A 24,920-nucleotide genomic window follows, 5' to 3' on the forward strand; every position below is an offset into this window, starting at 1 on the left:
GAATGTGTCTTTATTAAATGTGCCAATTAGAAAATGTGATAATTAGATAATAGTTCCCTTTACGCAATCTAGGTAATTATCTAATTGACTAATTATCTAATTCCTCTGTCTTACAGTTCGTTGTTCAATTCTTTTCTCAAATTTCTCTCCCTGAAAAATGCGTTGCACCATAATTCCCGGAATGTGTATTTGATTTGGATCTAAAGTGCCAACGGGAACTAATTCTTCAACCTCAGCAATGGTTATTTTTGCAGCACCCGCCATACAGGCATTGAAGTTTCTGGCAGTTCCTTTGAAGATAAGATTTCCGGCTTCATCACCTTTCCATGCTTTTACAATGGCAAAATCAGCTTTGAAGGCTTGTTCCATGATGTGCATTTTACCGTTGAATTCACGAACTTCTTTTCCTTCGGCAACTTCGGTTCCATAACCTGCAGGTGTAAAGAAGGCCGGGATTCCGGCTTGTGCTGCACGACAACGTTCTGCCAAAGTTCCTTGGGGAGTCAGTTCCACTTCTAATTCTCCTGAAAGCATCTGGCGTTCGAACTCTGCATTTTCACCAACATAAGATGAAATCATTTTTTTAATTTGTTTCTTCTGCAAAAGCAATCCCAAACCAAAATCATCGACCCCTGCATTATTTGAAATACAAGTTAAATCTGAAATTGTGGTGTTTACCAAGGCTGCAATTGTATTCTCAGGAATTCCGCATAATCCGAAACCTCCAAACATGATAGTCATGCTGCTTTTGATTCCTTCAATGGCATCCTGAACGTTATTTACTTTTTTTGTAATCATAACAAACTGTCTTTATTGCGGTATATTTTTGATAAAAATAAGATTTTTAGATTAAATTATAACGATTTCGTAAAAATAAAGTCGCCATAATTCAAAAAAATATCCTTTTGTATTCTTCTGAATTTCAGAAGCCACAAAAGGATATTTATTATTTAAAAGAGAATCTAAACTACAATTCGAATTCGTCTGTATTTTGTTCTGTTTGTGTAGTATCTTTTACAACTGCTGGTCTGCTGTAGCAATCTACTTTAATAGAAAGATTTGCCGGACGCTCAAATTCTGATTTAGAAATCTGAAGATTTTCATCTTTATAGCAAAGTTTCATGAAATAAGCCCAAACCGGTAATGCTGCTGTAGCTCCCTGACCATAAGTCAAACTTTTAAAACGTGCTGAACGATCTTCACATCCAACCCAAACTCCGGTGACTAAGTTTGGAACCATTCCCATAAACCAACCATCCGACTGGTTTTGTGTTGTTCCTGTTTTACCTGCAATCGGGTTTCTGAACATATATGGATATCCTGTCCAGCGGTTATCTCCACTTCCTCCGCCTTCTGTACGCAAACGCGCCCCAGAACCGGTTTCAGTAACTCCTTCCAGTAATTTAATAACTGCAAAAGCAATATCTTTATTTAATACATCATGCGATTCCGGAATTGGTTCGTAAATAACCTCTCCACTTTTATTCTCAATTCGGCTTAAAAACTGTGGTTTTACATATACTCCCTGGTTGGCAAACGTACTGTAAGCGGCAACCATATCTTCAACCGTGATATCAACAGCTCCTAGAGCAATTGACGGCTGTACCGGAATTTCAGTTTTAACGCCTAATTTTTGTGTTAATTCAACAACAGCTTCAGGACCTGTTCTGTCAATTAATTTTGCTGAAACGGTATTAATGGAACCGGCTAAAGCTTGTTTTAAAGTCACCATCCCACGGTAGGTATGGTTTGAGTTTCTTGGCTCCCAATCTTCTGTTACGTGGTGACGCCCTTTGCGAATCACAAACGGACCATCTAAAATAGAATCACAAGGAGACATATTCAATTGTTCGATAGCTGTTGCATAAACAAATGGTTTAAAAGTTGAACCAACTTGTCTTGCTCCCTGTCCAACGTGATCGTATTGGAAATATTTGTAATTGATACCACCTACCCATGCTTTGATATTTCCGGTTTGAGGCTCCATTGCCATTAAACCAGATTGCAAAAAGTGTTTATAATAACGAATAGAATCCAACGGAGTCATAATGGTATCGCGTTCCCCTTTCCATGTAAAAATACGCATTTGCGTTTTTACTTTGAATGACGCAATGATATCATCTTCGCTTTTATCCATATCTTTCATGATAGCCCAACGCGTAGAATTTTTCATAGCCTGCATCATAAGCTTATCCGTTTCTGCCTGAGTGATATTTACGAAAGGTGCATTTTTATTGTTTTTCTGGTCGATGAAAAATTGTTGTTGTAAATTTTTCATATGTTCAGTAACCGCTTCTTCAGCATAAGACTGCATTCTCGAATCGATTGTGGTATAGATTTTCAATCCATCTTTGTAGATATCATAATCAGAACCGTCGGGTTTTTTATTTTCAGCAACCCATTTTTTCATGTAATCACGAAGGTATTCTCTGAAATAAGTTGCCGTTCCTTCACGGTGACTTTCTAATTTGAATTTTAAGCTAATTGGTAAGGCCTGTAATCTTTCCTTCTCGGCGGTAGTGATCATTTTGGCTTTTTCCATTTGCCCTAATACCACATTACGACGATTTTTTACGCCTTGTGGATTACGAACCGGATTATATAAACCTGAGTTCTTGAACATTCCGACTAAAATAGCCGATTCATCCATCGTCAAATCCTTTGGACTTTTTGAAAAATAAGTTTGCGCTGCTGAACTTACACCAACGGAATAATTCCCGAAATCATAAACATTGCAGTACATTGCCAGGATTTCATTTTTGGTATATTGTCTTTCCAGACGAATGGCAATAATCCATTCTTTTATTTTTTGTACAATTCTGAAAGGAAGGAATTTTGATCCTTCACCGTGGAATAATTGTTTTGCTAATTGCTGCGTTAATGTACTCGCTCCACCATTGGTTCCTAAAGTAAAAACAGCTCTTAAAGTTCCTCGCCCGTCAATTCCTGAATGTTCGTAAAAACGAGCATCTTCAGTAGCAACTAAGGCTTCAACCAAATTTTTTGGTAAATCCGAATATTTAAGCTGTGATCTGTTGGTTTTAAAGTATTTACCAAGTACAACTCCATCAGAAGAAATAATTTCAGTAGCCAGGTTAGAATCCGGATTTTCTAAATCTTCAAAAGAAGGCATGGAACCGAATAATCCCCAAGAGGCAAATAAAAAGAAAGCTAAAATTCCAAGCAAAGTATAAGCAAAAACTCTCCAGAATTTCTTTTTATAATAGTTAATATCTTTATTACTATTAGGTTGATTGTTTTTTTTGGTGGCCATAAATAACTATTTTCTAATCTTTTTGTTCTATTCTAAAACCTACATCTGTAATACCATCTAACTCCTGAACACCTGGAATTTTTCCAGATTGTCTCACCGCTTGTTTGATGTGTACTTTATATTTTCCTCTAAATTTAACGCCATCTTTATAATACAGTTTACTTTCTTTAATATCTGTAAAACCGTTTCCTAATAAAGTCCCGTCCGGATTTGCCATTTGATATTCTAACGTATCGACTTTTGTAAAACCATTCGGCATTTCAAGAGCAACAATTAAAAACAAATTGTTGAACGGATAATCGTTATTGTCTCTCAAATTTACAAATAAATTGTATTTTTTGGTGGAATCTAAAACAGGTAAATCAAAAGTAACAACGCTGTCTTTATGCCAGGCACTGCCAACAGATTTGTACTCGTCAAATACTCTTTTTTTATCACATGAAAAAAGAAGTATCGCTGCCAAAAGAAGAATTCCGCTATTTTTTATTCTCATTTTTAGTAATAATTATAGGTTTTCTAGGTTCAGCCGACTTGTTTTCATTCGAATTATTTGGCTTATTCGATTGATTTGGTTTGTTGTGCGGCTTATTCGATTTATTCGGATTTCCGCCAGCCGGTTTATTATTGTTATTTCCTTGTTGAGGCTTATTTGGTGCTGGAGCAGTTACTACCGCGCCTTCCGCATTTGGTTTGCGTTTGCGATTTGGTTTTTTCTTTTTCTTCGGCTGATCAAAACGGGTTAAACTCTCCTGACCCATTGCATTGTTAAAGTCTTTTTCAGGCTCTGAAACAATTTCGATTGCAAAATCTTCCAATGAAGACACTTTGTTTTTCTGTTTATTTTCGGCAATAATTTCTTTTACCTGATCAATTTTCAAAACATGCCAGTTTGCAAAATTATTGGTATAAGCAAACCACATCAAACCTTTAAAAATATCTTGTTTTTGACAGATTGCATCTCCTTTTTCGGTTACTAATTTAGTATCATAATCCGGAAAATCTTTCAACGCATCCATGTAAGTGTCAAGCTCATAATTTAAGCAACACTTCAATTTACCGCATTGTCCGGCTAATTTTTGAGGATTTAGAGAAAGCTGTTGGTAACGTGCTGCTGAAGTATTTACACTTCTAAAATCAGTTAACCAGGTCGAGCAGCAAAGTTCACGTCCGCAAGAACCAATTCCGCCTAAACGCGCTGCTTCCTGACGGAAACCCACTTGTTTCATTTCGACTCTTGTGCTGAATTCTTTAGCAAAATCTTTAATCAAAAGTCTAAAATCGACTCTGTCATTTGCGGTGTAATAAAACGTCGCTTTTGATCCGTCTCCCTGAAATTCAATATCAGAAATTTTCATTTCCAATTTATGCTGAATCGCTAATTCACGCGCACGAACCTTCATTGGCTCCTCGCGATCACGTGCAACAGACCAAATATCGATGTCTTTTTGAGATGCTTTTCTGTAAATTTTTGGCACTTCGTTACTTTCATGGTTTACACCTTTTTTCTTCATTTGAATTTTTACCAATTCGCCTGTCAAAGTAACAATTCCAATATCATGCCCTGGTGATGCAACAGTCGCTACAATATCACCAATACTTAAAGTTAATTTCTCTGAATTTCTAAAAAATTCCTTGCGGCCGTTTTTAAAACGAACCTCAACACAATCAAAAATAGCCTCTCCATTAGACGGACTCATGTTCGCGAGCCAATCAAAAACCGTTAATTTATTGCAGCTATCGGTGCCGCAAGTCCCATTATTTTTACAACCCTTTGGTGCGCCACCATCTGAAGTTGAACAACTTGTACATGCCATAATTATATATGTAGTGTTGCAAAAAGCAACTTAAGTTCATAAACGTTTAATCGGTAAAGATAGTATTTTTTTTAGTTTGCTTTTTATGCATTAAAACTAAATGCTTGTTAAATAAAAAAGCCTATTTCACATTCTGCAAAATAGGATTTTAAAAAACATTTTAAATCAAAATTTTTAAGTTTCTTTAACCGTAATAATCTTAACCGGACATGCCTTTGCCGCCAACTCACAACTTTCAGCTATAGTGTGATTTGGAGATTTTAGCGTATGAAACCCCTTTGCATTTTGAGAATGAATTAAAACCGATTTTCCATCTTTTTTTGACATTTGAAAATGTGTCGGATCCATTTCCACACAATAATTACAACCGATGCATTTGTCTCTCTGTAAAGTTATAATCACCATTACGCTTCTACAATTTTATATAATTTATCAGACATTCTGATTCGGAAAGGCAATTTAAATGTACAGTCATCGCCTTTTGTCGCTTTTTCAGCTGCAATATCATCCACAAACATTTCATTAATAATCATTTCCTGAGCGCCTGTACTTGGGCCGGTAACCAAAATTTTATCTCCGATTTTAATATCATACGCTTCAATTTTGAATTGTCCCACTTCTGCTTTTGGAAAATAATGTGTTCCCTTTCCAACATACACTTTCTTTTGAGTGGCAGCAGATCCCGGAATAGCACTCCATTCCCCTAATTCCTGACCCAGATAATAGCCTGACCAAAAACCGCGATTGTAAATGGTATTCAAAGCTTCCATCCAAATTTTGATTTTTTCTCTGGAGAAGGTTTTGTCGTAATAAGCGTCAATTGCTTCACGATAGGTTTTGATTACTGTTGCGACATATTCAGGTGCACGTCCACGTCCTTCGATTTTCAAAACCTGAATTCCGGAATCGATTACCTGATCCAGAAAATCGAGCGTACATAAATCTTTTGGCGACATCATATATTCGTTGTCCAATTCAATTTCAAATCCCGTTTCCTGATCAATAACAGTATATTTTTTACGGCAATTTTGTTTGCAAGCCCCGCGATTTGCCGATGAATTATGCGAATGCAGACTCAAATAACACTTTCCGGAAACCGCCATACACAAGGCACCGTGTCCAAAAATTTCGATTTCAACTAAATTTCCGCCTGGGCCTTTAATTTGTTCTTTTGCTATTTGATCGGTAATTTTCTTTACTTGGCGTAAGCTTAATTCCCGGCTTAAAACCATGGTATCAGCAAATAAACTATAGAATTTTATGGTTTCGATGTTCGTTACGTTCAGCTGGGTCGAAATATGAACTTCCATCGAAATATTCCTTGCCATGGCAATTACAGCTTGATCAGAAGCAATAACCGCCGTGATGTTGGCTTCTTTGGCTTTGTTTAAAAGTGTTTTTACAACAGATAAATCATGATCGTAAATAATTGTGTTCAGCGTCAAATAACTTCTAACATTTTTGGCTTCACAACGATTGGCAATTTCAGGTAAATCATCCATTGTGAAATTTACCGTCGATCTCGCACGCATGTTGAGTTGTTCTACTCCGAAATAGATAGAATTTGCGCCATTATCGAGCGCAGCCTGAAGCGACTCGAAGCTCCCTGCGGGAGCCATGAGTTCAATTTTGCTATTAATTTTCATTTTTATTGATATTTTTTCCCAATGATTAAAATCATTGGTAAGGGTTTAGCATTAGTTTTATGTCCGATTTCCAATATAGCCCGAGGTTTCAACCTTGGGAACGTATTATTTGTCGTAAGTTTCTCTCCACACTGTCCCCAAGGTTGAAACCTCGGGCTATGTTTTTAGCAATGATTATAAATAATTTTCAATTTTAGTCCAAGGTTTAAACTTGGTAACGTATTACTTGTAGCGAGTTTCTCTTCATAATTGTCCCCAAGGTTGAAACCTCGGGCTATGTTTTCAGCAATGATTATAATAATTCTCAATTTAGTCCAAGGTTTACACTCGAGAATATATTGTTTGTTGGGAACTTTTGGAATAAATTCCCTGATATTTCAACGGTTATAACCATTGACTAGGTTGTGGCATTGTAGATATAACGAATTTCAATATAGCCCAAGGTTTCAACCTTGGGAAGGCATTTTTTTGGACATTTATGTCTACATTATTTCCAACAGTTGAAAATATTGCATACGATTGTGGTATTTGTAGATATAAAGAATTTCAATATAGCCCGAGGTTTCAACCTTGGGGAAGCAAATTGAGTCAAGCATTTTATTTATTTCCCAACCCATGTAATTTTACAAATTCGTCAAATTCATCTTTGCCATTTTTCTTAAGATGATGTTGCTTTTGATTTTTTATATAATTGTAAACAATATCTAGCTGAGATTCGCTGACTGAATAAGCTGCAAAGCCTTCTTGCCACGCAAATTTTTCAAGGATAAATTCTCCACTATTTATAAAGTGAGAAGAACTTCCCTTTATTTGCTTTAGAAGGTCTGAGATAGTTTTTTGTGGATTATGGAGAAATAAAACATGCACATGATCAGGCATTCCATTAATGATTCTAACGGAACATCCAAGTTTTATTAACTCCTCATGAATAAAATCATACAAGTTTTTCTCAATTGAAAAATCAATTAATTCCTGACGATTTTTGGTTGCCCAAATTGCATGAATCCATAATTTGGTAAAAGATTGTGACATAATAAATTAGCATAAATTTTTCCGCTAATTTACAATTTTATACAATTTATCTGACAAACGAATGCGAAATGGTACCTCAAAAGTAATAATATCTCCAATTTTAGCAGTTGTAGTTGCTGCTCCATCGACAATCATTTTTTCTAAAACCAATTCCTGATTCCCTGTAGTTGGTCCGGAAATTAAAATTTTATCACCAATGTTTAGTTCTTGATTTTCGATAGTAAATTGTGCCACTTGAGCTTTTACGTAATAGTGTTCTGCTTTTCCAAGAAGTACTTTCTTTACTTTTACTTTTTGACGAATATCTACTGGTTTTTGCTTCGCCTGTTCGCTGGCGCTCGAGTCGCTTGCACCTAAAGCGACATTTGACAACTCTCCTGAATGTTTGAATTTTAAATTTTCAGATTTTCCTTTTCTAAAAACTTTGTTTCCAACTTGTTTTCCGGTTCTTAATCTTACCTGATCTACCAAAGGCAGGTGGGTAATTTCAAGACATTCCGTAGAACAACAGTTTTCCATTGCCGCTTTACATTCATCACATTGAATGAATAGCAAATGGCAGCCGTCATTTTCACAATTGGTATGATTATCACAAGGTTTTCCGCACTGGTGGCATTGCGAAATAATGTCATCCGTAATTCTTTCACCAAGACGGTTATCAAACACAAAGTTTTTACCAATGAATTTGCTTTCTAAACCTTCAGCTTCAATTTGTTTGGCGTAATTAATGATTCCGCCTTCTAATTGATAAACATTTTTAAAACCCTGGTGTTTAAAATAAGCACTTGCTTTTTCACAGCGAATTCCACCAGTACAATACATTACCAGTTTTTTATCTTCCTTGTGATTTTGAAGTTGTTCATTGATAATGGGTAAACTCTCTCTAAACGTTTCAACATCCGGAGTGATGGCGCCTTTGAAATGCCCCACTTCACTTTCGTAGTGATTTCTAAAATCAACTACAATAGTGTTTGGATCATCTAAAATCTCATTGAATTCTTTGGCTTTTAAGTGAACGCCAATATTGGTTACATCAAAAGTCTCGTCATTTAAACCGTCAGCAACGATTTTATCACGAACTTTAATAGTTAATTTTAAAAAGGAATGGTCATCATGTTCTACAGCTTCATTCAATCGTATGCCTTTCATGAAATCATACACTTCAAGAGTTGCTCGGAAAGCCTCCAAATTTTCTTCCGGAATACTCATTTGAGCATTAATTCCTTCGGTCGCAACATAGATTCGGCCTAAAGCATCGAGCTTATTCCAGGCTAAAAATAAATCATCGCGAAATTTTTTGGGATCTTGAATTTTGGCGTACGCATAGAAAGACAACGTAAGTCGTTGTTTACCTGCATCATCGATCATGATGGCTCTCTCTTCTGCGCTTAAAGTGTTGTACAGTTGCATGCTATAAACTATTTAAGTTGAGAATAAATATGTATAAATTCAATTGTTCTAATGAATTCGGGCGCAAAACTAAGGAACTTTTAGGTTTTTTAAAGGCTAATTAGGAAAATATTACAACTTTAATACCTTTTTACAAAGATATAATTATACAAAACCGGAATATTTTTTAATAACTAAAACCAGAAAAAACCTTAAAATTCAACAAAAAGATAAGTTACTAACAAACAACATATTACAAAAAACACTCTCTCGCGTTAATATACTGAAATATTTCTCAACTATTATTATAAAATTTGCACTTGTTTTTTCATAATCAACTGTTAATGAATAATTTAATTTATTAAATTTGTGAGACTAACTTTAATAATAATTGTATGATTACGTTAAAAAAGGTTAAAATATTATTTTTTGTTATAGTTCTTTCTTCTTGTTATATTTCCTGTAAAAAAGAGGCACCACCTCAACCCAAACCACTCGAAATTCAAATTGTAAAAGTGCTGCAGCAAGATGTAAATCTTGAATCAGAATTTACGGGTGAAACTTTTGGACAATCTGATATCCAGATTAACCCACGCGTTGATGGTGTTATTGAAAGTCTTAACTTTAAGGAGGGCAGCCTGGTAACCAAAGGCCAGTTATTATACACTATTGATCCTTTACCATTTCGGAATAAAGTAAGCGAGGCAGAAGGAAAGTTAGCCGAAATGCAGGCAAGATTAGCTAAAACCAAATCAGATTACGAAATGATGGAGCCATTAGCTAAGATGAACGCTGTCAGCCAAAGAGAATTGATCGCGGCAAGATCTTCTTATAATGCTTCTCAGGCTTCTATTAAAGCAGCATCGGCCAATGTAAAGAATTCAAGAATAGAATTAAGTTATTGCAATATTGTTGCACCTATATCCGGATTGATAGGAATATCAAAAGTAAGAGTTGGCGATTATGTTCGTCCCGGCGCAGCATCAGTACTGAATACAGTTTCAGATTTAGGCGATGTCAGAGTTCGTTTCACCATGAGCGAGCAGGAATATCTTCGCATTTTCAGAGAATTAGCGAAGAAAAATTCTAACCTCAAAGGTGCTGGACAATCCATTACTATTTTATTATCAGATGGATCCCTTTATCCACAAAAAGGAAAAATCAGTTTTGCCGACAGACAAATTGACCCAACAACCGGAGCTGTAACTTTTGAGGCAGGGTTCTCGAATCCGGATCGATTGATTCGCCCTGGCCAATATGTAAAAATCCTTGTCACTACTGATGTTCGAAAAGATGCCTTGATTATACCGCAACGTTCTGTGATTGAAATGCAGGGAATTTCTCAGGTTTATGTTTTAGGCAATGATAATAAGGTCGAAATGAAAGCAGTACAAATTGGTCCTGCATTCAAAGACTCCTACATCGTTACCGATGGATTAACAGCAAATGACAAAGTTGCTCTGGGAGGAACCTCATTATTAAAAAGCGGCAGTGTTATCACTCCTCAAATTAAGGAATGGACTCCGGGACAATCACAAGCAGTTAAGTAATTCTATGCTAACTTAATAATTTACACACATCATTATGGGAGAATTTTTTGTTAGAAGACCAATCGTAGCCATGGTAATCAGTATCATTATTGTGATACTCGGATTACTCGCATTACAAAAAACGCCAATATCACAATATCCAGATATCAATCCGCCTGTAGTAAAAATTACAACTTCTTTTACAGGGGCAAATGCATTAAATGTTGAACAAGCTGTTGCAACCCCAATTGAACAAAAAGTAAATGGAGTTGAACAAATGCTTTACATAAAATCTACCAATACCTCTGACGGAGCCTGTACCATTGAAGTAACTTTTGATGTGGGAACTAATTTGGATAATGCCAATATGTTAACTCAAAATCGTCAGGCACAATCAGCTCCTTTTATGCCGCCAAGCGTAAAGCAACAGGGAGTCGTGGTAAAAAAATCACTCTCATTCCCGATGATGCTGTTTACACTTACCTCAACAAACCCAAAATACGATTCAAAATTCCTGAACAACTACGCCAATATAAACATAGTAGATCAATTGGCACGTATCAAAGGTGTTGGTGAAGTTTCTCTTTTTGGAGGAAGTGATTATTCTATGAGAATTTGGCTCAAGGCCGATGTAATGAGCAAACTTGGTGTAACCGTTGATGATGTAAAAAATGCCCTGAACGCCCAAAACATGATTAGTCCCGGAGGAAAATTTGGCGCAGAGCCAACGCCGCCAGGAACCGATTTCACTTATGGCGTTACACTACAGGATCGTTTGGTTACTGAAAAACAGTTTGGTCAAATTGTCGTAAAAAGCAAATCAGATGGTGCCCAGGTATTATTAAGTGATATTTCCAGAATTGAATTAGGAACAGAAAACTATAGTTCAAACGCCCGAAGAAACGGAAATGCCACAGCAGCAATTACGGTATTCCAAATGCCGGGAAGTAATGCTTTGGAAGTAGCCACTCTTGCCAAAGAGGCAATGAAAAAAATGTCTGAAAAATTTCCAAAAGATGTAGTTTACCAAGAATCATTAGATACAACACTTGCGATTACAGCTGGTGTTGAAGATATTGTTCACACACTGTTTGAAGCCGTAATTCTGGTTATTTTAGTTGTATTTATATTTCTTCAAAACTGGCGTGCGACTTTAATTCCACTGATAACAGTTCCGGTATCCTTAATTGGTACGATAGCTGTTTTTCCACTTTTAGGCTTTTCAATAAACACCTTATCACTATTGGGATTAGTACTCGCAATTGGAATTGTAGTGGATGATGCCATCGTGGTGGTTGAAGCGGTAATGCATCATATCGAGCACGGAAAATCTCCAAAAGATGCAACTATACAAGCAATGCGGGAAGTTTCAGGACCCGTAATTGCAATTGCCCTTATATTAATTGCCGTGTTTGTGCCAGTTGCGATGACTCCAGGTATTACAGGCCGTTTTTACCAGCAATTTGCCATAACCATTGCGGTCTCGGTCGCATTCTCGGCATTTAGCGCACTCTCTTTAAGTCCCGCGCTCTGTGCCATGTTATTAAAACCCACAAAACCAGTAGATGAGCAAACAGGCTGGCTGGCTAAATTTTTTACTGGTTTCAACAGAATTTTCGAAAAAGTTACTGGCGGCTATATAAAGGGCGCTACTTTCTTTGCCAAAAAATCATTGCGCATTGTCGCTTTGTTGGTTATCATTTTATTAGCTGTTGTATTATTGGGTAAAAAAATCCCGCTCGGGTTTATCCCTGAAGAAGATCAGGGTTATGCACTGGTCAACATTGCATTACCTCCTGCCTCCTCTCTTCAGCGTACAGATGAAATTTCAAGAAAAGTGGATGGCTTTTTAAAAGAAGAAGAATCCATACTTTCTTATACAACCATTAATGGATTTAGTATGCTTACTAACTCCTATCAACCCAATAATGCATTTGTTTTTATATCCCTGAAACCTTGGGAAGAAAGAGCGGAAACGGCAAAACAACTGGTTGATAGATTAAATAAAAAACTATCGACGCAAATTACTACCGCAACTGCTTTTGCTTTTGGTCCACCGGCCATTCAAGGTTTAGGAGCCTCTGCAGGTTTTAGTTTGATGTTACAGGATCGGGGCGGAAATACTCCACAATATTTGGCACAACAAACACAGGCCTTTATTGCCGCAGCACAAAAACGCCCGGAAATAAAAAGGATTTATACCACATTTAATGCGGGAACACCACAAATAAAACTGGATATTGACAACGAAAAAGCCATGAAGCTTGGCGTTCCGGTTTCAAGAGTTACCGAAGTATTAGGTGCCTTTTTAGGAGGAACTTATGTAAATGATTTCAACCGTTTTGGTCGTCAGTACAAAGTATATCTGCAAGGTGAAGCCGTTGACCGATTAAAACCCGAAAATTTAAATAAGATTTATGTCAGAAATGACAATGGCGAAATGTTGCCCATATCAACTCTGGTAACCACTACAAAAGTTGCAGGTCCTGATTTTACCAATCGTCTTAATTTATTTCGATCGGCAGAAATTGGAGGAAGCCCTAACGACGGTTTTAGTAGCGCACAAGCTTTGGATGCTTTGGAAGAAGTAGCCAAGGAAACATTACCCGCCGATATGAGTTACGATTATATCAATCTTTCCTATCAGGAAAAACATTCACCCGGAGGAGGAACTGTATTCTTAATGGCATTAGTCTTTGTATTCTTAATTCTTGCTGCGCAATACGAAAGCTGGAAACTTCCGTTTAGCGTATTGCTTGGAGCGCCTTTTGCAGTTTTCGGAGCCTTTTTAGGATTATTTCTCGCAAGAATTGGAAGTGACGCTTATGTCAACAATGTATTTGCCCAAATTGGGCTGGTTCTCTTAATTGGATTAGTGGCCAAAAACGCCATTCTGATTGTGGAATTTGCCAAAGAAGAATATGAAAAAGGAAGACCACTCTACGAATCTGCAATGATTGCTGCCAAACTCCGCTTTAGGCCAATTTTGATGACCGCTTTTGCTTTTATTCTTGGAGTTGTGCCGTTGCTTACCGCAACAGGTGCAGGTTCGCAAGCGCGTATCGTTATGGGAATGGCCGTATTTAGCGGAATGTTGATTGCCACAGTTCTTGGAGTTTTAATCGTTCCGGGCTTGTTTGTAATGATTGAGAATATCGGAAAAAAGAAAGATGAGGTTGTAGAAACTGAAATTAGTACGGATTCAAAAACTACAGATCATGATGAATAAAGTAAAAATACTAATCGTTATTCTTACTCTGGCAATAGTACCTACAGCCTGTCTTGTAGGTCCAAAATATCAAAAGCCAGAAGAACCTCAAACGGCTAATTTCCGTTATGGTCCCGGATATGCTGACACGCTTGCTTCTGTAGTAAATGTCAAATGGTTTGATCTCTTTAATGATGATGTTTTGAAAGGGCTTATCAATAAAGGTTTAGCAAACAACTATGATCTTCGAATTGCAATGGCCCGTATCGAACAAACCAGAGCAGAATTAGGTTATTCAAAAGCTGATTTCCTGCCTTCAGTTGGATATAGCGGAACAGTAAACAGCAATGAAAATGCTTTTATGCCTTCAACCGCATCTGCCACTTTATCCTGGGAATTGGATTTCTGGGGGAAAGTTCGTCATGAAAACAGAGCTGTTCAGGATGAATTAATTGCCAGTGAAGAAGGACGAAAAGTAATCCTTTCAAATCTCGTAAGTGATATTGCGACTGCTTATTTCGAACTTCGAAATTTTGACAATCAACTGATTATTACCAATCAGACTTTGGAAACCAGAAGAAAAGCTTTTGATATCATCAATTCAAGATTTAAAGCAGGCTATGTTTCTGAAGTAGATAACGTTCAAATAGAACAACAAGTAGCAATTGCCGAAGCTGTAATTCCGTCCATTCAAAGACAAATTACGATAAGAGAAAATACCATTTCAATATTGACTGGTCAGCCTCCCGGTCCAATAGAACGCGGAAAAACCGTTACAGAGCTTCAGGTAGCCAACACGATACCGGTTTCAATCCCTTCTATACTGTTAAGAAACAGACCAGATGTAAGACAGGCTGAAATGTATTACATGGCTTCTAACGAAAGAATTGGCGTTGCGCAGGCAATGCGCTTTCCATCTTTTAATATTGCCGCTATCGCAGGATTTGCCAGCAATAAGGTGAGTACTTTATTTGACGGCTCATCTTATTTGCAAAATGCAAGCGCTTCGGTTACGGGTCCTATTTTTAATTTCGGAAAAAATAAAAGAAGAGTAGAAATTTACAGACAAATTGCCGAAGAATCAAGACTTTCCTACCAAAAAACCTGTATTATCGCCCTTGCCGAAGTAGAACAGTCCTTGCAAAATATAAAAACTTACAAAGACGAATGGGCCGCGAGAGACAGACAGGTAATTGCAGCAAGAAAGAATTTAGAGTTATCGCAAGCCAGATATTACAACGGTTACGTATCCTATCTGGAAGTTCTTGAAGTACAACGCTCGCTATTTGATGCCGAACTAAGTCTTTCGGATTTAACACAAAGCCAGCTTAGCTCAATGATTCAGCTTTATAAAGCTTTAGGCGGGGGATGGAGTCTTTAAAGGTTCTGAGATGCTAAGATTCTAAGGTACTAAGGTTTCAAAAACTGTATAAACAACAAAAGCACTATATTTCTATAGTGCTTTTGTTTTAAATCTTTGTACCTCTGTACCTTTGCCGCTTTGTACCTAAAACCTTAGTCACTCAGCAACTCAGAACCTCAAGAATTAACAAAACTCATTAAACGCATCTTGCAAATTCTCAGCGATTAATTCTGCTGGACGTCCTTCGATGTGGTGACGCTCTAACATGTGAACCAATTCTCCGTTTTTGAACAAGGCCATAGATGGCGATGATGGAGGAAAAGGAAACATATGTTGTCTTGCAGCATCAACCGCTTCTTTGTCAACACCAGCGAAAACTGTAATTAAGTGATCTGGTTTTTTAGCCCCTTCTAAACTCATTTTTGCTCCCGGACGTGCATTTCTTGCAGCACAACCACAAACAGAGTTTACAACAACTAAAGTGGTACCTTCTGCTTTGATAGCATTATCTACAGCGTCAGCACTATGTAAATCTTGAAAACCTGCAGCAGTCAATTCAGCTTGCATTGGTTTTACCATTTCTTCTGGATACATATTGTTTATTTTTTAAATTTTACTTTTGAACTGCAAAGTTACAAAGTTTACCCGCAACTACTTAATTTGAAGTATAAAGTTTTGTTATAGTTGAATTGATATAATAATTAGTTGCGGGATTGCCCGCAGATCTTACAGATTTAAGCTGATAAACGCAGATTTTTATTTATATTTAATAAATAAAAAGATCAAAATTAATCTGCTTAAATCTGTTTGAAACAAATCTTTAGCTTCGTATTACTCGAAACAATGCTTTTATAAATGGTATTTTCGGGCATTTTAAAATCACCTTCAAATCCTCAAATAAGTTCGTTTCTTCATCTAAAAACTTAAAAATCAATTTGGGATTTCCTTTTCGGAATAAAGAAGAAAAAATAGCACTTCCCAATTCATTATGACGGTGCAGTATATCCAAAAGCAGTAAATCATAAAACCAAAATCGGTTCTTTTTATGAAAGGTTGTCATTTTGAGCGATCCCGAAGTTTCGGGAGAAGAATGAAGGAATTCAACTAATTCTGAAGATTTTTTATCTGAGTTTCTAAACGTATAACCGGTACTTGCTTTGGTCCATCCGCCGACAGTTCCAATATTCAGGACTCTTTTGGTGTTTTTCTTCCAAAAAGGATAACAGGTCATCGGAATACTTCCTTGCTCCTTTTCCAGAATTTCAACTTTATTGGTTTCGAGTTTCTCCAAATACAACTGAATCTCATTTTCATATTCTTCTTTTGGCAGAAGCTTTTCTGAAAACAATGTATATTCAACTAAAGCTTCGGTTTTAGAAGTCGGCAAAACATACATAAATCTTGTATTTCCTTTTTGTTCAACTGAAAAGTCCATGAAAGTAGCTTGTTCCGGATTGAAAACGGCAGCTTCAGTTTTCACAAACCAACCTACAAAATGCTGTTGCAAAACCGGATATTTTGTTTGCCTTTCGGCGAAAGTCTTAGTATAAATACTATTGAATAAATAATCAGAGGTGTACCTATTTTCTTCAGTTCCAACAAAAACGTGGGTTTCCAATTCATTTATATCAGTTACTTTTTCCTTTAAAAAAGTAATAGTTGAATGTTTTGAAATCGTTTCAAAAACAAGGTTATAAAAATCAATTCCTCGAATTTGATTGTATTGATAAGGATTCAAGTCCAAATCTCTTTTGAAATCTTCATTGGCAAACAAAGCCGAATCCCATTTTTTGGATATAATAGAATCCCAAACTGTTTCTTCTCTTGCCCAAAAACACCAGGTTCTGTCATTGGTTTTCTTTTGATTTTCATCTAAAAGCAAAATAGATTTATCAGCAAATCTCCCGGATAAAACCATCTTATAAACGGTCATCAAAGAAGCTAAGCCCGTTCCTGTAAAAATGTAGTTGAAATGTTTGGTTTGTGAAGAATTCATTCTCAAAAATAAGAAATTTTATTCTTTCAACTTTTCTAAAAGCAGTTTAAAATCTTGTGGACTGAGGTAATTGTTGTATTGCAGAATGATTTCATTTTTATCATTCAAAACACATAAAACCGGATAAACGATTTGATTGTTCATCGTTCCGAGTTGCAAAGCGAGTTCATGAACGCCAACGTTATTACCGGTTGGTTGATACTTAAAAAGCTGATTATTAAAAGAAATATTGCGTTTTTCTTCGGCATTAAAATCAATAAAATAGAAATCCGAATTCAAACTTTGAATAATTTCCGGATTTTTAAAAGTAGTTGCTTTCATTTTTTGGCAATACTGACACCAATCGGTATGAATAAAAACAATGATTTTTCGCTTTTGAATCTGCTGTAAGCTATCCATCGCCTCAAAAGATCTGCTTTGAGGTTGACAGAATCCCGTTGAAGTAATTCCAAAAAAGAAGATAATTAGGACTAGCTTTTTCATGTGTTTTTCTTTTTTGCCACAGATTTAAAGGTTTTTTTTGCCACGAATTACACGAATTTACACAAATTAAATTCGAGGAAATTTATGTAATTCGTGGCAAACCTTTTTCTAAAGCATAATCCTTTAAATCTGTGACCCGAGCGATAGCGAACGGGCGAAGCAAATCTGTGGCATAAAATATTTTATCTCAAAGTATATCGCAATCCAAAAAAACCACGAATCGACTGGTTTTGTCCGTAAACATAAGTCGTATCAAAAGTCAAACCGTACGGATTATCTGGTGTTACCAAAACTTTCCCGGCCGAATCGTATTGCACGTTTTTATCAAAAGGATCATTCGTTCTTGAAATCAAAAACGGATTTTTCTGCATCGGTGTAAAATTCAACAGGTTTTTTATTCCGCCATAAAGCTCAAAATTCTTCCATCCAAAATAGGTAAATTGAATGTTCTGAATACTAAACCAAGGCGATTTCGGACTTCTCGGATCATATTCGCTCAACAAAGGCAACTTCATCGGACTGTAAACATTTCCGGTATAATCCAACAATAAATTTAGCGATTCTATTTTATAGGAAACGCTCCAGGTTGCTGTAAAATTCTCGGTTAAAAAAGGTCGTTCTGAAACTCCATTTTCGACATTTTTATTATCTAAAACCGTAGCTCCCAAAATCATTTTTAATCCCGAAGGAAAATTAACATCAACGTTCGTGCTGATTCCCTGGCTTATCGCATAACCCTTGATATTATCATAGATGATTTTGTTCGGATCCGTTTCATAATCAGAAATGATTTTATTGCTGAAACGGGTATAAAAAGCTGTTGTTTCAATTCCGATAAAAGTTCCGTTCGTGAAGTTTATCTTTTGAATATAATTCAGATTCGTATTCACAGATTGCTCCGGTTTCAAATCATTCTTAATTACAACATCGCGTGAGCCTGTAAGTGCCGCATGATCTTCTGTAAATAAATTTACAACACGAAACCCTGTTCCGGCGTTCAACCTGAAAATCGTGTTTTCATTTTTCTTCCAGCGATACGCTACTCTCGGCGTGTAAATAGATCCGTGAATCGAGTTATAATCGTATCGCATTCCAAGCAAAACCTGACTTTTCGGCGAAAGCGTAATTTCATCCTGAACAAAAATTCCGGGTAACCAGGTGCTTTCCGCTTCTTTTGTGGCAGTAGTATTGTCGTCGTAATACGAATAACGATTGGCAATTCCGGCAAGCAAATCGTTTCTTCCGAGCTTTTTATCCCAGGTTAATTGCAAAAAACCAATTTTCTGATTCGCGATATACGACGTTGTTCCGTAACGACTATCTTGATAATGAACGTTTCCAGAAAATGATAGCATTAATTTTTCTTCAAAAGGCAATTGATAACTTCCTATTAATTCACCTCTTTTGGTATAAATGCTTTCCCCATAAATTTCGTCACCGCCCCGGTATTTTTTCTCCCAACGCACATCGCCACCCCAACGATCTTCATACATTCCGCGTGCTGCGATCGTAAAAAGCCGATTATTATTTCGTAAAAAACTCCATTTATTAAAAACTGAAATTCTCTCCGACAAAGTCACATCAGTAAAACTGTCTTTGTCTTTATCAATAACCTGATTATAACCGAAGTAATTGATTCCTAAAAGCGTAGTCGATTTTTTGGTTGGATTGAATTTCATTCCCAAATCGACATTGGTTTCTAAATAGGTTGTAGTAAAAACATCGGCAGCAAAAACCGGAGCATTCGTTGGGTTTTTAGTGATAATGTTGATTAGGCCACCAACTGCCTCACTTCCGTATAAAGACGAAGCCGGACCTTTGACGATTTCAATTCGTTCTACCAAAGAATTCGGAATTCCGGACAAACCATAAACTGTCGAAAGACTACTGACAATTGGCATTCCATCAATTAAAACCAAAGTATACGGCCCTTCCAAACCGTTGATATGAATATCGCCAGTATTACAAACACCACAATTAAGCTGCGGCCGAACCCCATTGATGTTTTGAAGTGCTTCGTAAATACTCGGCGTTGGATTTTTCCTGAAGAAAACCGGTGAATAAACCTCAACCGGAACAGCACTTTCTAATCGTTTTACTGCTTTTAAAGTTCCTGAAACTACAACTTCATTAAGTTGATTTTCGTTATCGGTCAGTTCAAAATCAAAAGATTGAATTGAATCTTTTATAACTTGAATTTTCCTTTTCAAAGTCTGAAAACCCATTTGCGAAATCTGAAGGGTGTAATTTCCTGTTGCAACATTTTCTAAAGAATAAAATCCTAAACTATCGGTAACTGTTTTTTGTTTAGTCCCTAATAAATGCACATTCGCGGCTTGTATTTTATTTCCTTCGCCAGTTATAAAACCAGAAATAGTGGTGGTTTCCTGCGCATAAGAAAGTTGTAAAGTAAACAGAATCAATATCACTATTGAATTTTTCATCGTTATAAAATTAAATTTAGGCAAAACTAAAAATTAAATTTGACAAATAATGATTCTAAAACTAAAAATTTTAAATCAATTTAAATCAATATGTTAGATTTCTACCTAAACACATAGAAACATAGTTTTTATGCCTTGAAGTTTGAGGATCAATTTAAAAAGCTAGCTTTCACACATAGCCATATGTTTTAATGCAAGTGAAACGCCTTTTAGCGATTTCAAACTATGTTACTAAGTATTAAAAATTAGCAACAAGAAGATCAATTAAAGCTCTCATCAATAAGTTCTTTATTGATTGAAGCGCCGGCGAAAGATCCCGAAGAAACCGCCATCGCCACAGATCTTGCCTGAATTACACAATCACCGCTTGCATAAACTCCGGGAATACTTGTTTTCTGCATCATATCAACTTTGATCAAGCCTTGTTCTGTCAATTCACAACCTAAAGATTCCGGCAAAGAACAATGTTGTTCGAACGGAGGCCTGAAATAAATCGCTTTAACTGCCGCTTTTGATTGGTTTTTAAAGACTACTTGTTTAATACTTCCGTTTTCATGTTCTAAAAATTCAATCTCTTCTTCAATGATTTCAATTTGATGTTTCTGAAGAATTTTAGTTTGTTCTGATGTTAAATCTGATTTTCCATTGGTCAGCAATCTTAAATCCTTTGTCCAGTTCGAAATCAGTTTTGCATATTCAAAAGCCATTTCTCCATTAGCGATAATAGCAGTTTTCTCCGTTTTCACTTCATAACCGTGACAATACGGACAATGTAAAACCGAAATTCCCCAACATTCAGCCAGGCCTTTGATTTCCGGAAGCAGATCCTTTACACCGGTAGCAAACAATATTTTTTTTGAAGTGAAGATCTCTCCAGAATCCGTTTTAATTTCGAAACCATCTTTGGTTTTATTAGCCTGAACAGCAAGTCCATTAAAAAACTGAACTGTTTTATAAAAGTCGACTTGTAATTTGGCTTTCGCCGAAATGACAGCGGGCACTTCTCCATCTTGTGTAATGAAATTATGTGAATGTGGGGTTTGTCTGTTACAAGGCAAACCGCTGTCAATAACCAAAACCTGACGTAAAGAACGCCCTAAACTCATCGCGGCCGAAAGTCCGCTGTAACTTCCTCCAACAACAATCACTTCAAAATGTTTTTGTTCCATAACTGTATGTTTTTAATGATTTCTATTTTTATGAGATTTATAATTCAGCAAATGTCCAATGATCATCCCAATTCCGCCAATGAAAATGAGATCAGGATGAGTGTCTAGAATAATTTCACTTAAAACGCTGATCCAAATCAGCGCCATTGAAACAACAAGAATTGATGTTATCAATAGTCCAGATTTTTTTATAATTTTAATGATTGCAAAAAGTCCTATAATTGCGAAAAGCAAATCAATAAACGGATTATGGCTTAAGCCAAAAGGCAGCACAGTCAAAAGCGGAAAAACCAAACAATGCACTAAACAAATCGTCGCGCTTGAAATTCCTAAAATATCGTAAAAAGGTGTTGTAGTTTTCTTCATTTCGTGTACATTTGCTTAATGCAATTTTGTTGCAAATATATACATAAAAATCAAACGCAACAATGTTGCGTTAATATTTTTTTATTTTAATAAAATGAAAATAACGAGAAACACCACAGCAAAGACGGCCGTTTTAGAGATTTTTGGAAAAACTAAAACAGCGTTGTCACACACTGAAATTTACAAACAAATCGAAGATATTTGCGATCGGGTAACTGTTTACAGAATTTTAGATCGTCTGGTTAACGACGATATTGTCCATAAAATTGTTGATTTGGACGGCACTATAAAATATGCAAAATGCCATCATCATGCGCAACGGGTTCATATTCATAATCACGCTCACTTCAGTTGTGAAAAATGTCTTGAGATCACTTGCCTTGAAAATGTGAAACCCAGCTACATTATTCCGCACAATTATAAAGTGAATGACATAAACTTTACATTGTCAGGAATATGTCCAAATTGTTTTAATTCTAACATATAAGATTTAGGCTCGTCTAAAAATATTGTTGCACGAATGTAATTTTTATATACATTTGTTAAAACACATTTTTAAAATGACCAAATCTTTAGAAGAAGTTAACCAATCGGTTGCGACAGAACATAAAAAGACCGGATTCCGTAAAATATTAGCCTTTTTAGGCCCCGCATATCTGGTAAGCGTTGGTTACATGGATCCCGGAAACTGGGCAACAGATATTGCCGGCGGAAGTCAGTTTGGCTATTCTTTACTTTGGGTTTTGTTAATGAGTAACTTAATGGCTTTACTTCTTCAAAGTTTAAGTGCAAGACTAGGAATCGTAACACAACGAGATTTAGCCCAGGCTTCACGTGAAACTTACTCTAAATTCATCAATTATATATTATATTTTTTAGCAGAAATTGCTATCGCTGCTTGTGATTTAGCCGAAGTTTTAGGAATGGCAATCGGAATTAATCTTCTTTTTGATATTCCGTTAATTGAAGGTGTTTTAATCACGGTTCTTGATACTTTTTTATTGCTTTTCCTAATTAATAAAGGCATCCGAAAAATGGAAGCTTTTATTATTGTTTTGGTTGCCATTATTGGATTCTCTTTCATTTTCGAGATGATTTTTGCTGAACCTGAACTTGACAAAGTGATTTATGGACTAGTTCCTTCAATTCCAAGTTCTGCCGCTTTATATATTGCAATCGGAATTATCGGTGCAACTGTAATGCCTCACAATTTATATTTACATTCTTCTTTGGTACAAACCCGTAAATTCGACAGAACTCCGGCCGGAATCAAACAAGCATTGAAGTATAATTTCATCGATTCTACAATCGCCTTAAATCTTGCCTTTTTTGTAAACGCCGCCATATTAATTTTGGCTGCAGCTACATTTTATAGAAACGGAATGTTTGAAGTTGCAGAAATTCAGGACGCACACAAGTTTTTAGAACCGTTATTAGGAACCAAATGGGCGCCTGTTTTATTTGCCGTTGCCCTGATCGCTGCCGGACAAAGTTCAACAGTAACGGGAACTTTAGCAGGGCAAATTGTGATGGAAGGTTATTTGAATTTACGTATACAGCCATGGGTTCGCCGTATCATTACCCGTTTAATAGCCATTGTTCCTGCAGTCGTAGTGATTTTAATTTATGGCGAAAGCGTAACTGGAAAACTTTTAATTTTAAGCCAGGTTATTTTGAGCCTGCAATTGGGCTTTGCAATTATTCCGCTTATTCATTTTGTGAGCGATAAAACCAAAATGAAAGGTTTTCATATTTCTAAAACCACACAAATTATAGCCTGGATTATTGCGCTGATTATTGTTTCGCTAAATGCCAAATTGGTTTATGATGAAATCACTTCATGGCTTGAAAATTCTAATCACCCCCTCTTTCTTTGGTTTACGGTTGTACCATTAGCTTTTGGATTCTTAGGATTGCTTCTTTATATTGTATTTAAACCATTTGTTGCAAGAGCAAAATCGAATATTGAGAATCATTCTCCACACCATTTAAAATTGCAATATGAACCAAAAGAAACGTATACCAAGAAAAACATAGCAATTTCTGTCGATTTTTCTAAAGCCGACGAAGCAGCACTAAACAATGCATTTGAATTAGGCGGTATAAACGCCCAATATACTTTAATACATATTGTCGAAACGGTTGGCGCCTTGATGTATGGAGGGCATGTTGACGATCATGAAACCACTATTGACGAAAAATTATTGTTAGAATATAAAGAAATGCTTTCGCAGAAGGGATTCAAAATAGAAACAGAACTTGGTTTTGGAAAACCTAACAGCGTGATTCCGAAGATTATCAATCAAGGAAATTTTGATGTTTTAGTTATGGGAACCCACGGCCACACCGGATTAAAAGACATTTTATTTGGCACCACCGTAGACAAATTGAGACATAAAATTTCGATACCTTTGTTGATTGTTAAATAAGGTGCTAAGTCGCTGAGATGCTAAGGTTCTGAGGTTTTTTTCAGAACAAAAACTTAGAACCTCAGAACCTTAGAACCTCAGAACCTCAAAAAAAATGACTTTTTCAGAAGAAAACTATTTAAAATCAATATATCATCTTACGGCTTCAAATGATACTGAAGTCAGCACTAACGCTATTGCGGAAATGATGGAAACTAAAGCTTCATCGGTTACGGATATGCTTAAAAAGCTGGCAGATAAAGATTTAGTTAATTATAAAAAATACCAAGGCGTTTCCTTAACTGAAAACGGAAAACTAGCCGCTAAAATGATTGTTCGAAAACATCGTTTATGGGAGGTTTTTTTAGTGGAGAAACTAAATTTCAGTTGGGATGAGGTTCACGATATTGCTGAGCAATTAGAACATATCAAATCGGAGCAATTGATTAACCGTTTGGATGATTTTCTTGGGAATCCGACGGAAGATCCGCACGGCGATCCTATTCCGGATGCGAATGGGCGAATCGTTAAGATTGAAAAACAACTTCTTTCTGAATTATCAGAAAATCAAATTGGTGTTTGCGTAGGTGTAAAAGACACCTCTTCAGAATTTTTGAAATATCTGGATAAGCAGGAAATTGCTTTGGGATCTAAAATCGAATTTCTTTCTAAAGAATCTTTCGATTTGTCGGTTAAAATTAAGATTGATGGAAGGGAATTGTCTATTTCGAATAAAATCGCTTCTAATTTGTTTGTGAAGCTTCTTTAGAGGGATATTGCGTGGGTTATTTCACGGAGA

Annotated in this window: 20 protein-coding genes; 6 read left to right on the top strand and 14 right to left on the bottom strand. The window is 36.3% G+C overall.

Annotated elements, in window-relative coordinates; all coding sequences use genetic code 11:
* Positions 1-96 precede the first annotated feature (96 nt).
* The 8 genes from AC6CH4_RS21395 to trhO form a co-directional block, all read right to left on the bottom strand.
* The gene (locus AC6CH4_RS21395) at positions 97-798 is read right to left on the bottom strand and encodes a CoA transferase subunit A (protein WP_498106585.1); all 702 of its coding nucleotides are present in this window, start codon (positions 796-798) and stop codon (positions 97-99) included.
* Positions 799-967: 169 nt separating this feature from the next.
* Positions 968-3,274 carry a penicillin-binding protein 1A gene (locus tag AC6CH4_RS21400; RefSeq protein WP_498106587.1) on the bottom strand — a complete coding sequence of 769 codons (2,307 nt, stop codon included), beginning with the start codon at positions 3,272-3,274 and terminating at the stop codon, positions 968-970.
* 13 nt (positions 3,275-3,287) lie between these two features.
* Positions 3,288-3,767 carry a gliding motility lipoprotein GldH gene (locus AC6CH4_RS21405; RefSeq protein WP_498106589.1) on the bottom strand — a complete coding sequence of 160 codons (480 nt, stop codon included), beginning with the start codon at positions 3,765-3,767 and terminating at the stop codon, positions 3,288-3,290.
* Positions 3,751-5,088 carry a PSP1 domain-containing protein gene (locus tag AC6CH4_RS21410; RefSeq protein ID WP_498106591.1) on the bottom strand — a complete coding sequence of 446 codons (1,338 nt, stop codon included), beginning with the start codon at positions 5,086-5,088 and terminating at the stop codon, positions 3,751-3,753. Before AC6CH4_RS21410 ends, AC6CH4_RS21405 begins: the two co-directional genes overlap by 17 nt.
* A gap of 174 nt (positions 5,089-5,262) precedes the next feature.
* A complete protein-coding gene (locus tag AC6CH4_RS21415; protein WP_498106593.1) occupies positions 5,263-5,493 on the bottom strand; it encodes a ferredoxin in 231 nt (76 codons plus the stop codon).
* Positions 5,493-6,734, bottom strand: coding sequence for a peptidase U32 family protein (locus AC6CH4_RS21420; RefSeq protein ID WP_498106595.1), 1,242 nt, complete (start codon positions 6,732-6,734; stop codon positions 5,493-5,495). Before AC6CH4_RS21420 ends, AC6CH4_RS21415 begins: the two co-directional genes overlap by 1 nt.
* A gap of 597 nt (positions 6,735-7,331) precedes the next feature.
* Positions 7,332-7,766 (bottom strand): IS200/IS605 family transposase, encoded by a 435-nt coding sequence (gene tnpA, locus AC6CH4_RS21425; RefSeq protein ID WP_498106597.1) that lies wholly within the window; start codon positions 7,764-7,766, stop codon positions 7,332-7,334.
* A gap of 24 nt (positions 7,767-7,790) precedes the next feature.
* A complete protein-coding gene (gene trhO, locus AC6CH4_RS21430; protein WP_498106599.1) occupies positions 7,791-9,176 on the bottom strand; it encodes an oxygen-dependent tRNA uridine(34) hydroxylase TrhO in 1,386 nt (461 codons plus the stop codon).
* A 374-nt stretch (positions 9,177-9,550) separates the two neighbouring features.
* Between trhO and AC6CH4_RS21435 the strand changes: the two genes are divergently transcribed.
* From AC6CH4_RS21435 to AC6CH4_RS21445, 3 genes are read left to right on the top strand one after another with little or no spacing between them, the layout of a single operon-like run.
* Entirely contained in the window at positions 9,551-10,705 is a 1,155-nt protein-coding gene (locus tag AC6CH4_RS21435; protein ID WP_498106601.1) for an efflux RND transporter periplasmic adaptor subunit, read from the top strand.
* A gap of 34 nt (positions 10,706-10,739) precedes the next feature.
* Positions 10,740-13,913, top strand: coding sequence for an efflux RND transporter permease subunit (locus tag AC6CH4_RS21440; protein WP_498106603.1), 3,174 nt, complete (start codon positions 10,740-10,742; stop codon positions 13,911-13,913).
* Entirely contained in the window at positions 13,903-15,273 is a 1,371-nt protein-coding gene (locus AC6CH4_RS21445) for an efflux transporter outer membrane subunit (protein ID WP_498106605.1), read from the top strand. Before AC6CH4_RS21440 ends, AC6CH4_RS21445 begins: the two co-directional genes overlap by 11 nt.
* 165 nt (positions 15,274-15,438) lie before the next feature.
* On the opposite strand, the gene AC6CH4_RS21450 is transcribed toward AC6CH4_RS21445, so the two are convergent.
* The 6 genes from AC6CH4_RS21450 to AC6CH4_RS21475 all read right to left on the bottom strand — a co-directional run bounded on the left by AC6CH4_RS21450 (position 15,439) and on the right by AC6CH4_RS21475 (position 21,713).
* Positions 15,439-15,849, bottom strand: coding sequence for a BrxA/BrxB family bacilliredoxin (locus AC6CH4_RS21450; RefSeq protein ID WP_026982321.1), 411 nt, complete (start codon positions 15,847-15,849; stop codon positions 15,439-15,441).
* Positions 15,850-16,075: 226 nt separating this feature from the next.
* Positions 16,076-17,251 (bottom strand): lycopene cyclase family protein, encoded by a 1,176-nt coding sequence (locus tag AC6CH4_RS21455; protein ID WP_498106607.1) that lies wholly within the window; start codon positions 17,249-17,251, stop codon positions 16,076-16,078.
* A gap of 18 nt (positions 17,252-17,269) precedes the next feature.
* A complete protein-coding gene (locus tag AC6CH4_RS21460; protein ID WP_498106609.1) occupies positions 17,270-17,734 on the bottom strand; it encodes a thioredoxin family protein in 465 nt (154 codons plus the stop codon).
* A gap of 182 nt (positions 17,735-17,916) precedes the next feature.
* A complete protein-coding gene (locus AC6CH4_RS21465; protein WP_498106611.1) occupies positions 17,917-20,178 on the bottom strand; it encodes a TonB-dependent receptor in 2,262 nt (753 codons plus the stop codon).
* A 260-nt stretch (positions 20,179-20,438) separates the two neighbouring features.
* On the bottom strand, positions 20,439-21,347 hold the full coding sequence (locus tag AC6CH4_RS21470; RefSeq protein ID WP_498106613.1) for an NAD(P)/FAD-dependent oxidoreductase: 909 nt from the start codon (positions 21,345-21,347) through the stop codon (positions 20,439-20,441).
* A gap of 12 nt (positions 21,348-21,359) precedes the next feature.
* Positions 21,360-21,713, bottom strand: a complete 354-nt coding sequence (locus tag AC6CH4_RS21475) for a MerC domain-containing protein (RefSeq protein ID WP_498106615.1) — start codon at positions 21,711-21,713, stop codon at positions 21,360-21,362.
* Between the two features lie 94 nt (positions 21,714-21,807).
* On the opposite strand from AC6CH4_RS21475, the gene AC6CH4_RS21480 reads away from it, so the two are divergent.
* From AC6CH4_RS21480 to AC6CH4_RS21490, 3 genes are all read left to right on the top strand, one after another.
* Positions 21,808-22,200: a Fur family transcriptional regulator gene (locus AC6CH4_RS21480; RefSeq protein ID WP_498106617.1), complete on the top strand. Its 393-nt coding sequence runs from the start codon at positions 21,808-21,810 to the stop codon at positions 22,198-22,200.
* Between the two features lie 73 nt (positions 22,201-22,273).
* The gene (locus tag AC6CH4_RS21485; RefSeq protein ID WP_498106619.1) at positions 22,274-24,142 is read left to right on the top strand and encodes an Nramp family divalent metal transporter; all 1,869 of its coding nucleotides are present in this window, start codon (positions 22,274-22,276) and stop codon (positions 24,140-24,142) included.
* Between the two features lie 94 nt (positions 24,143-24,236).
* Positions 24,237-24,890: a metal-dependent transcriptional regulator gene (locus AC6CH4_RS21490; RefSeq protein WP_498106621.1), complete on the top strand. Its 654-nt coding sequence runs from the start codon at positions 24,237-24,239 to the stop codon at positions 24,888-24,890.
* Positions 24,891-24,920 lie beyond the last annotated feature (30 nt).

It is taken from the genome of Flavobacterium sp. GQ95, from assembly GCF_059758655.1.

Coding starts and splice junctions, on each gene's coding strand:
- AC6CH4_RS21445 (WP_498106605.1), top strand. CDS start 13,903: ATGATGAATAAAGTAAAAATACTAATCGTTATTCTTACTCTGGCAATA.
- AC6CH4_RS21485 (WP_498106619.1), top strand. CDS start 22,274: ATGACCAAATCTTTAGAAGAAGTTAACCAATCGGTTGCGACAGAACAT.
- tnpA (WP_498106597.1), bottom strand. CDS start 7,766: ATGTCACAATCTTTTACCAAATTATGGATTCATGCAATTTGGGCAACC.
- AC6CH4_RS21410 (WP_498106591.1), bottom strand. CDS start 5,088: ATGGCATGTACAAGTTGTTCAACTTCAGATGGTGGCGCACCAAAGGGT.
- AC6CH4_RS21450 (WP_026982321.1), bottom strand. CDS start 15,849: ATGTATCCAGAAGAAATGGTAAAACCAATGCAAGCTGAATTGACTGCT.
- AC6CH4_RS21465 (WP_498106611.1), bottom strand. CDS start 20,178: ATGAAAAATTCAATAGTGATATTGATTCTGTTTACTTTACAACTTTCT.
- AC6CH4_RS21470 (WP_498106613.1), bottom strand. CDS start 21,347: ATGGAACAAAAACATTTTGAAGTGATTGTTGTTGGAGGAAGTTACAGC.
- AC6CH4_RS21415 (WP_498106593.1), bottom strand. CDS start 5,493: ATGGTGATTATAACTTTACAGAGAGACAAATGCATCGGTTGTAATTAT.
- AC6CH4_RS21395 (WP_498106585.1), bottom strand. CDS start 798: ATGATTACAAAAAAAGTAAATAACGTTCAGGATGCCATTGAAGGAATC.
- AC6CH4_RS21475 (WP_498106615.1), bottom strand. CDS start 21,713: ATGAAGAAAACTACAACACCTTTTTACGATATTTTAGGAATTTCAAGC.
- AC6CH4_RS21480 (WP_498106617.1), top strand. CDS start 21,808: ATGAAAATAACGAGAAACACCACAGCAAAGACGGCCGTTTTAGAGATT.
- AC6CH4_RS21400 (WP_498106587.1), bottom strand. CDS start 3,274: ATGGCCACCAAAAAAAACAATCAACCTAATAGTAATAAAGATATTAAC.
- AC6CH4_RS21405 (WP_498106589.1), bottom strand. CDS start 3,767: ATGAGAATAAAAAATAGCGGAATTCTTCTTTTGGCAGCGATACTTCTT.
- AC6CH4_RS21460 (WP_498106609.1), bottom strand. CDS start 17,734: ATGAAAAAGCTAGTCCTAATTATCTTCTTTTTTGGAATTACTTCAACG.
- AC6CH4_RS21490 (WP_498106621.1), top strand. CDS start 24,237: ATGACTTTTTCAGAAGAAAACTATTTAAAATCAATATATCATCTTACG.
- trhO (WP_498106599.1), bottom strand. CDS start 9,176: ATGCAACTGTACAACACTTTAAGCGCAGAAGAGAGAGCCATCATGATC.
- AC6CH4_RS21455 (WP_498106607.1), bottom strand. CDS start 17,251: ATGAATTCTTCACAAACCAAACATTTCAACTACATTTTTACAGGAACG.
- AC6CH4_RS21435 (WP_498106601.1), top strand. CDS start 9,551: ATGATTACGTTAAAAAAGGTTAAAATATTATTTTTTGTTATAGTTCTT.
- AC6CH4_RS21420 (WP_498106595.1), bottom strand. CDS start 6,734: ATGAAAATTAATAGCAAAATTGAACTCATGGCTCCCGCAGGGAGCTTC.
- AC6CH4_RS21440 (WP_498106603.1), top strand. CDS start 10,740: ATGGGAGAATTTTTTGTTAGAAGACCAATCGTAGCCATGGTAATCAGT.